We start from the raw sequence: 12555 nt of genomic DNA, 5'->3' as shown, positions 1-12555 counted from the left end.
AAAACCACCGTGAGGGCGGTTTATTCTTAATTGGTGTGTGTTGCATCAGCCTGAATCGCTCCCGGCGATTCAGTCGAACCTGCAGCAGGTTCTTATCCTACGGTAAAGTCCGTGCCCCGGAAACGAAAAAAGCGCCTTAAAGGCGCTTTATTCTGAATTGGTGGGTCGTGCAGGATTCGAACCTGCGACCAATTGATTAAAAGTCAACTGCTCTACCAACTGAGCTAACGACCCGAAGTGGTGGGTGATGACGGGTTCGAACCGCCGACCCCCTCCTTGTAAGGGAGATGCTCTACCAACTGAGCTAATCACCCACTTCGTACTTCAGTACTACTAACAGGCAAGATATGGTGGGTGATGACGGGTTCGAACCGCCGACCCCCTCCTTGTAAGGGAGATGCTCTACCAACTGAGCTAATCACCCATATCTTCATACCTGTTCACTGCGGGCCACGCTGTTAAGAGTGGTGGGTGATGACGGGTTCGAACCGCCGACCCCCTCCTTGTAAGGGAGATGCTCTACCAACTGAGCTAATCACCCCCGCTGTGTGGAGTCGCATTATAGGGATAGTTGATTTTGAGTCAACGCTTTTTAAAACATAAATGTGCGTTCGGTTTATTTTTAAACACCCTGTCGCGCTTTTAGCCAATGTGCTGGTTTTACTGGCAGAAAAGCCCCTTTTCCCGGGCGGCAACCGGCGGGCATGCATTGAGGATTCACCGTCAGATGCTAGAATGTGCCCACTGTTTTTTCGCGTCTAACCTGTTTTTTGTCATCCAGACAGAGAACCCGCGCATCTAAGGCAATACTCAATGAAAATCAAAACACGCTTCGCGCCCAGTCCGACTGGCTATCTGCATGTAGGTGGCGCCCGTACCGCACTTTACTCCTGGCTCTTTGCCCGTCACAACCAGGGCGAGTTCGTGCTGCGCATTGAAGACACCGATCTGGAGCGCTCCACGCCGGAAGCTATCGAAGCCATCATGGATGGCATGAACTGGCTGAGCCTCGACTGGAATGAAGGCCCTTACTACCAGACAAAACGTTTTGATCGTTACAACGCGGTCATTGATGAAATGCTGGAAGCGGGTACAGCCTATAAATGCTACTGCTCTAAAGAACGTCTGGAAGCGCTGCGTGAAGAGCAGATGGCCAACAACGAAAAGCCGCGTTACGACGGCCGCTGCCGTGACAGCCATGAACATCATGCAGATGATGAGCCGTGCGTTGTGCGTTTCCGCAATCCGCAGGAAGGTTCGGTCATCTTTGACGACCAGATCCGTGGCCCGATTGAGTTCAGCAACCAGGAGCTGGATGATCTGATCATCCGCCGCACCGATGGTTCGCCAACCTACAACTTCTGCGTCGTCGTGGATGACTGGGATATGGGCATCACCCATGTGATTCGCGGTGAAGACCACATTAACAACACGCCACGTCAGATCAACATCCTCAAAGCAATTGGCGCGCAGGTTCCGGTCTATGCCCATGTCTCAATGATCCTGGGTGATGATGGCAAAAAGCTCTCCAAGCGTCATGGCGCGGTAGGGGTGATGCAGTATCGTGATGATGGCTACCTGCCAGAAGCGCTGCTCAACTACCTGGTTCGTCTGGGCTGGTCACATGGCGATCAGGAAATCTTCAGCGTGGCCGAAATGGCTGAGCTCTTTACCCTGGATGCGGTCAGTAAGTCTGCCAGTGCGTTCAACACTGAGAAACTGCAGTGGCTGAACCATCACTACATCAATACGCTGCCGCCAGAATATGTGGCGACACATCTGCAGTGGCATATTGAAGAGCAGAAAATTGATACCCGCACGGGGCCGGAACTGGCGAAGCTGGTTGGTCTGTTAGGCGAGCGCTGCAAAACATTGAAAGAGATGGCTGCATCCTGCCGCTACTTCTATGAAGACTTTGCAGAATTTGATGCCGATGCCGCGAAGAAACATCTTCGTCCGGTAGCACGTCAGCCGCTGGAAGTGGTACGCGATAAGCTGGCCGCGATCGAAGAGTGGACGGCTGAAAACGTACATCAGGCTATTCAGAGCACCGCAGATGAGCTGGAAGTCGGGATGGGGAAAGTGGGCATGCCGCTGCGCGTGGCCGTAACCGGTGCCGGTCAGTCACCCGGACTGGATGTCACCGTGGAAGCGATAGGCCGCAGCCGCAGCGTTGCACGTATTGAGCAGGCGCTGGCCTTTATCAGTGAGCGGGAAGCGCAGGCTTAATAAACAGAGCCGGAAGCTACGCGCTTCCGGTTTTTACTCTTCAGTGATATCCAGACGCTGCAACATGCCTTTAATACCTATCCGTAATATCAGCGCTGACAGCTGCTCCTGTTCAGCCTGACTCATTTGCGGAACCGCATTTACTAACAGTGCCGTCAGTGACTCTGCCGGAACCCTATACATTGCGGCGGGTTCGTGCAGGCTACGCGTCGAATGGATAAATTTTTCTACGCGATCATCGACATGAATCAATCGCGCCTTGCCGCCCTGAATGCCGGGTCTGGGCAGGGTGGTCCAGTTTTCGCGCTTAATCCATTTGTTCACTGTCTGTCGGCTCAGGCCCGTCTCTGAGGCGAGTTCTTCGGGTGTTAACCATTCCTTTTTCATCATACCTTCCCTGATAAATACACCTTACTCTTCGCTGATTCCCAGTCGCTGCAAAACGCCCTTGATACCTTCGCGTAAGATTAGTGCAGTGAATTGATCCTGCTCGTCCTGAGTCATTTGCTGGACGGAACTTATTAATAACGCAGGTAATGAATTAGACGGAGTGCCATAAGTTGCCGTCGGCTCGTTAAGGTTACGAGTCGACTGAATAAAACTTTTCACGCGCTCATCAATGTGAATCAATCGGGCTTTACCGCCTTGCACACCGGGCTTCGGCGTGGTCGTCCAGTTTTCCCGCTTGATCCATTTATTCACCGTTTGCCGACTGTAACCCGTCTCTGCAGCCAGCTCTTCGGGGGTAAGCCATTCCTTTTTCACGATGCAGTCCCTGATTAATACATTAGCAGGACATATTACAGCAAAACGTAACGGGTGAAAGTAACTGAAGCTGAAATTGCCTTTTGTCTCTCGACAAAAGGCAAAACATCATTACTGAGGATTACTGGCGGGTTCAGCGGCAGGGCGGAATGCAAGGAAATAGGCCAGACCAACGAACACGGCACCACCCACGGCATTGCCTGAGAAGACGGCAATAAAATTAGGGAAGTACTCTGCCCAGCTCATCTGACCGGCAAAAATGGCGGCCGGAATAATAAACATGTTAGCGACAACGTGCTGGAAGCCAATGGCCACAAATGCCATCACCGGGAACCACATGCCGAAGATCTTGCCGACCACATCTTTACTGGCAAAGGCCAGCCATACCGCCAGGCAAACCAGCCAGTTACAGCCGATGCCGGAAATAAAGGCGTGCAGGAAATCAGCGTGGACTTTTGCAGAAGCGATAGCAACGGTCTTCTTCAGGTAATCGCCCTCGGTCATACCCAGCATGTGACCAAAGAACCAGGCGACAGCCACGCTGCCGAGAAAGTTAGCCAGGGTAACCCAGAACCAGTTGCGCGCCACGCTCATAAAGCTGATGCGACGGGCGAACCAGGCCACCGGTAAGGTCATCATATTACCGGTCAGCAGTTCACCACCCGCCAGCACGGTCATGATGATCCCCACCGGGAAGACTGCGGCACCTAACAGGCCACCAAAAGAGCCCCATTCAGCGGGAAGGGTGTTGATCACGTGAAGATCCAGCAGGAAGCCGGTCGCAATAAATGCGCCCGCCATAAAGCCGAGAATCAGAAGGATGCTGACAGGTGCACGGCTTTTAGCCACGCCTGACTGGATCGCCAGTTGTGCGATTTCTTTAGGTGTATGCAGCGACATAGTATCTCAGTAGTTTTTTTATGATTAATGGGACGATAACGCCTGGTGGACGCGTGGTGCGCGGGAGAGGGTCCCGGGTACCACTAAATTAGCGGGCTAAGTTTTGCATGCGAAAAAGCCGAAGACAAGAAAATTCCTATAACATATTTAACCGTGAATTAACCTGACGGCAGACTGAATAACAGTTAAAAAACGGTCCTGTGTGAACAGACACGATTTTCCCCTGCAGCATGCTGCTGAAACTTCGCAGGTTGCCGCCTTTTTCAGCGATCAAACAGAGAATGTCATTTTGCCGTTGACACCCCGGAGGGGGTTTCATATTATGCCGTCCGTCGCTTAACGCGACAGTTTTTCGGTTCGGGGCTATAGCTCAGCTGGGAGAGCGCCTGCATGGCATGCAGGAGGTCAGCGGTTCGATCCCGCTTAGCTCCACCAAACTTCTTCCCAAAAGTTTGGCACTGAAAAACGATTCCAGATGTGGGGGTATAGCTCAGCTGGGAGAGCGCTTGCATGGCATGCAAGAGGTCAGCGGTTCGATCCCGCTTATCTCCACCATTTTCTGACACTCCGTTGTCAAAATCCTTTCTGATTAATCTCTTATTCGCCAGTTGCTGCGAATCCCAACGCTATTGCTTTGCCATTCACGCTGCTGCGCACGCTTAATTGCGTTATTAACCGGCATAACCTGTCATGACATCCGATGCTGTTTGCAGGACGTTGTGCCGCCTCTCGTGCACGATCTGAATGCAGATGTGACATGTGCAATGAAAGAGGTAACGCGGGAAAGGGGAATCAGCGGGAAGCAGAGCAAGGATAGAGCAGAAAGAGAAGGGCGAGACCTGCTCGCCCTTTGATGCTTAGAGTAGAGCGCAGAACCGTGCTTAGAACGCCAGAACCAGACCGGCGATAGCAGCGGAAAGCACGCTGACCAGCGTAGAGCCGTACAGCAGCTTCAGACCAAAGCGGGAAACCACGTTGCCCTGTTCTTCGTTCAGACCTTTAATCGCACCGGCCACGATGCCGATAGAAGAGAAGTTGGCGAACGAGACCAGGAACACAGAAAGAATACCTTCTGAATGTGGCGACAGCTGACCCGCGATTTTCTGCAGATCCATCATGGCAACAAACTCATTCGACACCAGCTTGGTCGCCATAATACTGCCGACCTGCAACGCTTCGCCAGCAGGCACGCCCATCACCCAGGCAAACGGATAGAAGACAAAGCCGAGAACGCCCTGGAAGGAGATGCCGAAGATCAGATCAAACAGCGCATTCAGACCTGAAATCAGCGCGATAAAACCAATCAGCATGGCGGCAACGATAATCGCGACGCGGAAACCGGCCAGGATATACTCGCCCAGCATCTCAAAGAAGCTCTGGCCTTTGTGCAGATCCTGCAACTGCAGATCTTCTTCGTTCTCAACGCGATAAGGGTTGATCAGCGACAGCACGATAAAGGTGCTGAACATGTTGAGCACCAGCGCGGCGACCACATACTTCGGCTGCAGCATGGTCATGTAGGCGCCGACGATCGACATCGATACGGTCGACATCGCGGTCGCGGCCATGGTGTACATGCGGCGCTGTGACATTTGGCCCAGGATATCTTTATAGGCGATGAAGTTTTCTGATTGTCCCAGTATCAGAGAACTTACGGCGTTGAAAGATTCCAGTTTTCCCATGCCATTCACTTTCGACAGTACGGTACCAATACCGCGAATCACCCATGGCAGGATACGGAAATGCTGCAGAATACCGATCAGCGCAGAGATAAAGACGATAGGGCACAATACGTTAAGGAAGAAGAAGGCCAGACCTTTGTCGCTCATGTTGCCAAAGACGAAGTTAGTACCCTCAGCGGCATACTTCAGCAGATGGTCAAAGAAGCCCGCGAATCCTTTGACGAAACCGAGTCCCGCTTCTGAGTTCAGGAAGAACCAGGCGAGCACAATTTCAATCACCAGTAGCTGTATAATGTAGCGAATGCGAATGCTTTTACGATCGTGACTAACCAGCAAGGCGAGTATCCCGACCACCACCAGTGCTAAAAGAAATTGCAAAATATGGGACATGGTTGCTCCAAATTTGAGGAGGGTTGTATTTTGTTGCGTATTCTATGTAACGCGTTACTTAAAAACGAGATCTGAACCACAATATAAGTATTCGCTATCGTTATATTTTCCAGAAAAGTTCCAGAGATCACGTCCTGTTTACAAATACTTCACTTCAGATAACCACATAATTATTGTCTGAATTTTACACCGGGCGTAAAGTGACACTATTGCTCACATTTTTAGCAATCACATCCTTTACTGTAATGTATAGCAATGGCTATACTTTATAGCAGCATCTATTACACCGATAACAACAAACGAATTTCACTTGCACCTGCTAACCCCTAAGCTGCCGGGGCAGGCAAATGTTCAGACAGGGTACCGGATATGTTTGAAAGTCGTACCGCCGAGCGCGCCGCTCGCGGAGTCAGAAAAGTCAAACTCGCACTACTGGGGCCCGCTTTTATCGCCGCTATCGGCTATATCGATCCGGGCAACTTTGCGACCAACATTCAGGCGGGCGCTGCTTACGGCTACAAATTGCTGTGGGTGGTGGTATGGGCCAACATCATGGCCATGCTTATTCAGCTGATGTCAGCCAAGCTGGGTATCGCTACCGGCAAAAACCTCGCTGAACACATCCGCGATCGTTTTCCCCGGCCTGCCGTCTGGTTTTACTGGGTGCAGGCGGAAATTATCGCCATGGCCACTGACCTGGCGGAATTTATCGGTGCCGCGCTGGGGTTCAAACTGCTGCTCGGCATTTCTTTGATGCAGGGCGCGGTGCTGACCGGCATCGCCACGTTCCTGATATTAATGTTACAGAGCCGGGGGCAAAAGCCGCTGGAGCTGGTGATTGGCGGACTGCTGCTGTTTGTGGCGGCGGCCTATATCGTCGAACTCTTCTTCTCTCAGCCCAGTGTCAAAGAGCTGGTGATCGGTATGGCGCTGCCCGCGTTACCAACGTCGGATGCCGTATTCCTGGCGGCGGGTGTGCTGGGTGCGACCATTATGCCGCACGTGATTTACCTGCACTCCGCGCTGACGCAGGGCAAAAGTGAGGACAGCAAAGGTCAGCGGTACTCCTCAACTAAACTGGATGTGGCGATTGCCATGACCATCGCCGGATTTGTTAACCTGGCAATGATGGCGACTGCCGCAGCGGCGTTTCACTTCAGCGGCCACAGTAAAATCGCTGAACTCGATCAGGCCTATCTGACGCTGCAACCGCTGTTAGGTCAGGCGGCGGCGACGGTGTTTGGTCTGAGCCTGGTGGCCGCCGGATTATCTTCAACGGTGGTCGGTACGCTGGCGGGGCAGGTGGTGATGCAGGGCTTTATCCACTTCCATATTCCCCTGTGGGTGCGCCGAACCGTCACCATGCTGCCCTCCTTTATTGTCATCTGGGCAGGCTGGGACCCGACAAGGGTGCTGGTGATGAGTCAGGTGCTGCTGAGTTTCGGTATTGCGCTGGCGTTGATTCCGCTGCTCTCCTTTACCGGCAACCGCGAGCTGATGGGCGATGATATGGTTAACTCGCGTCTGATGCAGAATACCGGGCGACTGATCGTGCTGCTGGTGATTACGCTGAATCTTTACCTGCTGGTGGGTGAAGCGCTGGGGCTGTAGCGGTTATGGTAAACAAGAAAACGCCCGGCTATGCCGGGCATTTTCTTGTTGGCAACGTCTGGCCAGGTTCGCAGTGATACCGAGCCAGCGCAGGAAACACGGTCAGATCGGAAAGACGCAAAATCCGTCATCCATGACATGCTCGGCCCGCGCGATTACGCACCTCATCCTTGAGGTGCGCCCGTAGCCGGGCCAACGCGTTGCGTTGTTCAAAAACGCTCCCGGCGTTTTTGTCCATGGCGCGGGACGCTTTCCTCTTCTGACCGTGTTCCCTGCGCGTTGAGTTTATGCGTTGCGGCCAGAATCACACTGATTGAAGTCTTTGTGTTGTCTGAAACGCCCGGTTCTGCCGGGCGTTTTTATTAATGGCGATCGTGTCCGTGATGGTCTGGACCGCGATGGTCAGGACCACGACGGTCATGACGATCCCAGCCACGATCACGATCGCGGCGGTACTGATGTTCCCAGCGACGCTCACGGTCGCGCTCATGCCAGCGGCGTTCGCGCTCCCACTGCTGCTGACGACGCCACTCTTCGTGTCGCCACCAGCGGCGTTCGTTGTAAGAATAGCGGTCGTTCCACCAGCGCGGTTCACGCCAGCGGCCACCATCCCAGTAATAGCCACGGCGATCGCGATCGCCAAGATTCAGGGTGACGCCGGGGGCCAGAGTAATAGAGGCACTGGAGGCCTGGGCTGTGTGGTGTGCCAGCGGCGACAACAGGGCCAGCAGGGCAGCAAAAATAAGGGCTCTTTTCATTTTCTTCTCCTCATCAACAGTCTGACGCTGTTGCGGCGCAGCGATTATGCCTGCGTATTGCTGTTGTTACCGCATCATTGTGTCGGAAGATTGTGAGGAAATTGGGGAGAGAAAGGGGTTTGAGACTATTCTGGCGCAGAAAACGCCCGGCGTCAGCCGGGCGCTAAAACCGTTACAGTAGTGCCGCGTCAATCGCAGCTAACTCGCTGTCGCTGAACTGACGGCGAGCGAGCATCGCCACCGCGTCATCGATCTGGGCTGTTTTGCTGGCTCCGATCAGTACTGAAGTCACACGCTCATCGCGCAGCACCCACGCCAGCGCCATCTGCGCCAGCTTCTGTTCGCGCTGCTGCGCAATAGCATTAAGCTTGCGGACCTTCTCCATCTTCTCATCCGTCAGCTGGTTCTCATTCAGGAACTTGCTGCCGCTGGCCGCGCGCGAATCTTCCGGAATGCCCTGCAGATAGCGATCGGTGAGCACGCCGCCTGCCAGCGGAGAGAAGGCGATACAGCCGACGCCCGCATCGCCCAGCGTCTGAATCAATCCTTGCTCAGGTGTGCGTTCAAACATCGAATAGCGCGGCTGGTGAATCAGACAAGGGGTGCCTAGATCGCGCAGGATAGCTATCGCTTCGGCGGCGAGATCGGCCGGATAGTTTGAAAGGGCAGCGTAAAGCGCTTTGCCCTGGCGCACCACATGATCCAGCGCGCGCATCGTCTCTTCCAGCGGGGTTTCCGGATCGGGACGGTGATGATAGAAAATATCCACATACTCCAGCCCCATTCGCTTCAGGCTCTGATCCAGACTGGCGACCAGATATTTACGCGAACCCCAATCCCCATAAGGCCCCTGCCACATGGTATAGCCCGCTTTAGTGGAGATGATCAGCTCATCACGATGGGCACGAAAATCTTCCCGCAGAATACGCCCGAAGTTCTCTTCTGCTGAGCCAGGGGGTGGACCGTAATTGTTGGCTAAGTCGAAGTGCGTGATGCCAAGGTCAAACGCATGACGCAGCAGCTCACGGCTGTTATCGACCCGGGTACTGTCACCAAAGTTATGCCACAGTCCCAGCGAAATGGCGGGCAGTTTGATTCCGCTGCGGCCGCTGCGGCGATATTCCATCTGTTGATAGCGATCGGGATGAGGGAAAAGGGACATTCAGCGCTCCTGGGTAAAAACGGGGATATGTGCCAAAAGTCTATCAGTGTATACGGTTACACTCAGTGACAGCGCGCTGCAATTCGCATTTTTACAGAATATTCCGCCAGCGTAACGTCGCCTTTCCAGCCATTGCGGCTGGCTAAAATAGCGGCACGCCTCGCTAATTTCATCCTCTGTCAGATACTTAACCCGACTCATCCCTGAAAGGAATGCGCAATGTCCACTTTTACTGTTGGAGATTACCTGCTGACCCGTCTGCAGGAGATTGGTGTAAAGCATCTGTTTGGCGTGCCGGGCGACTATAACCTGCAATTTCTTGACCACGTCATCGCCCATCCGGCCATCAGCTGGGTAGGCTGCGCTAATGAGCTTAACGCAGCCTATGCGGCAGACGGTTATGCACGCTGCAACGGCGCGGGAGCGCTATTGACCACGTTTGGTGTGGGCGAGCTCAGCGCGATTAATGGCATTGCGGGCAGTTATGCCGAGTATCTGCCGGTGATCCATATCGTTGGCGCGCCTGCGACGCAGGCCCAGTTGCAGGGGGATTGTGTTCATCATTCGCTGGGCGATGGCGATTTCCAGCATTTTATTCGCATGGCCGCAGAAGTCAGTGCGGCAACGGCACAGCTTACCGCCGACAACGCCACGGCTGAGATTGATCGGGTGATCGTCTGTGCGCTGCAGGCCCGCCGTCCCGGCTATTTATCGCTGGCCGTCGACGTGGCGGCCATGGAGGTGCAGCCACCCGCGCAGCCCCTGAACAGTCATCAATCCTCTTCGCCCGCTGCGCGTCGCGCTTTCAGCGACGCGGCGGAACGTTTGCTGGCACCGGCGCAGCGGGTTTCACTCCTGGCCGATTTTCTTGCGCTGCGCTGGCAGCAGCAGTCCGCACTGGCCGCGCTGCGTGAACAGTGTGCGATTCCCTGTGCCAGCCTGCTGATGGGCAAGGGGGTTCTGGATGAACAGCAGCCGGGTTACGTCGGTACCTATGCCGGTGAGGCCAGCGCAGGTCAGGTGTGCGAACAGATCGAGCAGGTGGATGTGGCGATCTGCGTCGGGGTGCGATTTACCGACACCATTACTGCAGGCTTCACGCAGCAGTTTAACCCTGAGCGGCTGATTGATCTGCAGCCCCTCAGCGCCAGCGTGGGCGGTGAACGTTTTGCGCCACTGTCGATGGCGGATGCGCTGAGCGAACTGCTGCCGCTGTTTGAACGCTATGGCCAGCAGTGGCAACCCGGTGCCACGCCGCCCGCCGCGCAGCCTGCAGAACCGGCGGCGGTGATCAGCCAGCAGGCGTTCTGGCAGGCGATGCAGGCATTCCTGCAACCCGGCGACCTTATTCTGGCCGAGCAGGGGACAGCCGCCTTTGGGGCCGCCGCGTTAAGATTGCCCTCGCAGGCGCAGCTGGTGGTTCAGCCATTATGGGGATCAATCGGCTATACTCTTCCGGCAGCATTTGGCGCGCAGACTGCCGATCCTGATCGCCGGGTTATCCTGATCATCGGGGACGGTTCGGCGCAGCTGACAATTCAGGAACTGGGTTCGATGCTGCGTGACCAGCAGCGACTGATACTCTTTTTGCTGAATAATGAAGGCTATACCGTCGAACGGGCGATTCATGGCGCAACACAACGTTACAATGATATTGCCCAGTGGAACTGGACGGCCTTACCGCACGCCCTTAGCCTGCAGGGCCAGGCGCAGAGCTGGCGTATCAGTGAAACGGTGCAGTTAGAGGAAGTGATGGCGCGACTCTCAGAGCCGAAGTGGCTCTCTCTGGTTGAAGTCGTCATGCAGAAAGAGGATTTGCCGCCACTGCTACGAAAAGTCACCGCCTGCCTGAATCAACGCAACGGCGGCTAAGATTCAGATAGTTGCCGCTGTGCAGGGTGGACTATCGCGGTTAGGCTGTAGCACACCTGAGTAAGACGCTCACCAATCGCACCGGTGAGCGTTGTTGTTTTATGGGCAGAATTTTATAGTGTCCTCCAACTCTTAAGACCCCAAGCGGAGCAACAGAAGAATGACAACCTATGCCTTGGTCGGCGATGTCGGCGGTACTAACGCACGCCTCGCCCTGTGTGAGGTGGAAAGCGGCAGCATCACCCAGGCCAAAACATTCTCAACATCAGAATACGACAGCCTCGAAGCCGTCATCCGCCACTATCTTGATGAACAACAGCAGGACGTTAAAGATGGCTGTATTGCCATTGCCTGCCCGATTACCGATGACTGGGTTGAAATGACCAACCATGACTGGGCGTTTTCCACGCGCAAGCTCAAAGAGAACATCGGTTTTGAACACCTGGAAATCATTAACGACTTCACTGCGGTATCTATGGCGATCCCGATGCTGACCGCCGAAAACGTGATTCAGTTTGGCGGTACAGAGCCAGTCAAAGATAAACCTATCGCGATTTATGGTGCCGGCACCGGATTAGGCGTCAGCCATCTGGTGCATGTGGACAAGCGCTGGGTCAGCCTGCCAGGTGAGGGCGGTCATGTCGACTTCGCTGCCAACAGCGAAGAAGAAGATCAGATCCTGGAAGTGCTGCGCGAAGAGCTGGGCCATGTTTCAGCGGAACGTGTGCTGTCAGGTGCCGGTCTGGTTAACCTCTATCGTGCGATTGTTAAAGTGGATAATCGCGTGCCGGAAAACCTGAAGCCGAAAGATGTCAGCCAGCGTGCGCTGGATGACAGCTGCACCGACTGCCGTCGCGCGCTGTCAATGTTCTGCGTCATCATGGGCCGTTTCGGCGGCAACCTGGCGCTGAATCTTGGCACCTTTGGTGGTGTCTATATTGCCGGTGGCATCGTGCCACGCTTCCTGGAGTTCTTTAAGTCGTCGGGTTTCCGTGCGGCGTTTGAAGATAAAGGCCGCTTCCGCGACTATGTTGCCAGCATCCCGGTTTATATGATTACGCACGACCAGCCTGGCCTGCTGGGCGCGGGCGCGCATCTGCGCCAGACGCTGGGTCGCGAAATCTGATTCTGCTTTACCTCGCGCGCGTACTGCCATTCTGCGCGCGAGCGATTTTCCCGATCGGCC

At 54.5% G+C, this 12555-nt stretch carries 10 protein-coding genes and 6 tRNA genes; 6 read left to right on the top strand and 10 right to left on the bottom strand.

What is annotated here, in order from left to right; genetic code table 11:
• Positions 1 to 158: 158 nt before the first annotated feature.
• The 4 genes from AFL22_RS22515 to AFL22_RS22500 form a co-directional block, all read right to left on the bottom strand.
• A tRNA-Lys gene (locus tag AFL22_RS22515) sits at positions 159 to 234 on the bottom strand.
• Positions 235 to 238: 4 nt separating this feature from the next.
• Positions 239 to 314 (bottom strand) — tRNA-Val (locus AFL22_RS22510).
• A 34-nt stretch (positions 315 to 348) separates the two neighbouring features.
• Positions 349 to 424: transfer RNA gene (locus AFL22_RS22505), tRNA-Val, on the bottom strand.
• 41 nt (positions 425 to 465) lie between these two features.
• Positions 466 to 541: transfer RNA gene (locus AFL22_RS22500), tRNA-Val, on the bottom strand.
• Positions 542 to 813: 272 nt separating this feature from the next.
• On the opposite strand from AFL22_RS22500, the gene gltX reads away from it, so the two are divergent.
• Positions 814 to 2229, top strand: coding sequence for a glutamate--tRNA ligase (gene gltX / locus AFL22_RS22495; protein WP_010257834.1), 1416 nt, complete (start codon positions 814 to 816; stop codon positions 2227 to 2229).
• Between the two features lie 33 nt (positions 2230 to 2262).
• Here gltX and AFL22_RS22490 read toward each other — a convergent pair whose 3' ends face one another.
• The 3 genes from AFL22_RS22490 to AFL22_RS22480 all read right to left on the bottom strand — a co-directional run bounded on the left by AFL22_RS22490 (position 2263) and on the right by AFL22_RS22480 (position 3894).
• Positions 2263 to 2616, bottom strand: a complete 354-nt coding sequence (locus AFL22_RS22490; protein WP_052272206.1) for a YfeC-like transcriptional regulator — start codon at positions 2614 to 2616, stop codon at positions 2263 to 2265.
• 24 nt (positions 2617 to 2640) lie between these two features.
• Positions 2641 to 2994 carry a YfeC-like transcriptional regulator gene (locus AFL22_RS22485; protein ID WP_010257838.1) on the bottom strand — a complete coding sequence of 118 codons (354 nt, stop codon included), beginning with the start codon at positions 2992 to 2994 and terminating at the stop codon, positions 2641 to 2643.
• 111 nt (positions 2995 to 3105) lie between these two features.
• Positions 3106 to 3894 carry a formate/nitrite transporter family protein gene (locus AFL22_RS22480; RefSeq protein WP_010257841.1) on the bottom strand — a complete coding sequence of 263 codons (789 nt, stop codon included), beginning with the start codon at positions 3892 to 3894 and terminating at the stop codon, positions 3106 to 3108.
• Positions 3895 to 4253: 359 nt separating this feature from the next.
• Between AFL22_RS22480 and AFL22_RS22475 the strand changes: the two genes are divergently transcribed.
• Together AFL22_RS22475 and AFL22_RS22470 are read left to right on the top strand one after the other, a co-directional pair.
• Positions 4254 to 4329, top strand: a tRNA-Ala gene (locus AFL22_RS22475).
• Positions 4330 to 4373: 44 nt separating this feature from the next.
• Positions 4374 to 4449, top strand: a tRNA-Ala gene (locus tag AFL22_RS22470).
• 326 nt (positions 4450 to 4775) lie between these two features.
• On the opposite strand, the gene AFL22_RS22465 is transcribed toward AFL22_RS22470, so the two are convergent.
• Positions 4776 to 5966 carry a NupC/NupG family nucleoside CNT transporter gene (locus AFL22_RS22465; protein ID WP_010671371.1) on the bottom strand — a complete coding sequence of 397 codons (1191 nt, stop codon included), beginning with the start codon at positions 5964 to 5966 and terminating at the stop codon, positions 4776 to 4778.
• A gap of 369 nt (positions 5967 to 6335) precedes the next feature.
• Between AFL22_RS22465 and AFL22_RS22460 the strand changes: the two genes are divergently transcribed.
• The gene (locus tag AFL22_RS22460; RefSeq protein ID WP_010257845.1) at positions 6336 to 7577 is read left to right on the top strand and encodes an Nramp family divalent metal transporter; all 1242 of its coding nucleotides are present in this window, start codon (positions 6336 to 6338) and stop codon (positions 7575 to 7577) included.
• Between the two features lie 362 nt (positions 7578 to 7939).
• On the opposite strand, the gene AFL22_RS22455 is transcribed toward AFL22_RS22460, so the two are convergent.
• Together AFL22_RS22455 and mgrA are read right to left on the bottom strand one after the other, a co-directional pair.
• Entirely contained in the window at positions 7940 to 8335 is a 396-nt protein-coding gene (locus AFL22_RS22455) for a DUF2502 domain-containing protein (RefSeq protein ID WP_052272204.1), read from the bottom strand.
• A 172-nt stretch (positions 8336 to 8507) separates the two neighbouring features.
• A complete protein-coding gene (mgrA, locus tag AFL22_RS22450) occupies positions 8508 to 9497 on the bottom strand; it encodes an L-glyceraldehyde 3-phosphate reductase (RefSeq protein ID WP_010257851.1) in 990 nt (329 codons plus the stop codon).
• 219 nt (positions 9498 to 9716) lie between these two features.
• On the opposite strand from mgrA, the gene ipdC reads away from it, so the two are divergent.
• Complete coding sequence (gene ipdC / locus AFL22_RS22445) at positions 9717 to 11369, top strand: indolepyruvate decarboxylase (RefSeq protein ID WP_052272203.1); 1653 nt, start codon at positions 9717 to 9719, stop codon at positions 11367 to 11369.
• A 160-nt stretch (positions 11370 to 11529) separates the two neighbouring features.
• Positions 11530 to 12495, top strand: a complete 966-nt coding sequence (gene glk, locus AFL22_RS22440) for a glucokinase (RefSeq protein ID WP_010257856.1) — start codon at positions 11530 to 11532, stop codon at positions 12493 to 12495.
• Positions 12496 to 12555 lie beyond the last annotated feature (60 nt).

The organism is Pantoea sp. CFSAN033090, assembly GCF_001264395.1.
GTDB classification, from domain to species: Bacteria; Pseudomonadota; Gammaproteobacteria; order Enterobacterales; family Enterobacteriaceae; genus Pantoea; species Pantoea agglomerans.
This window is presented reverse-complemented; position numbering and strand designations above follow the sequence as displayed.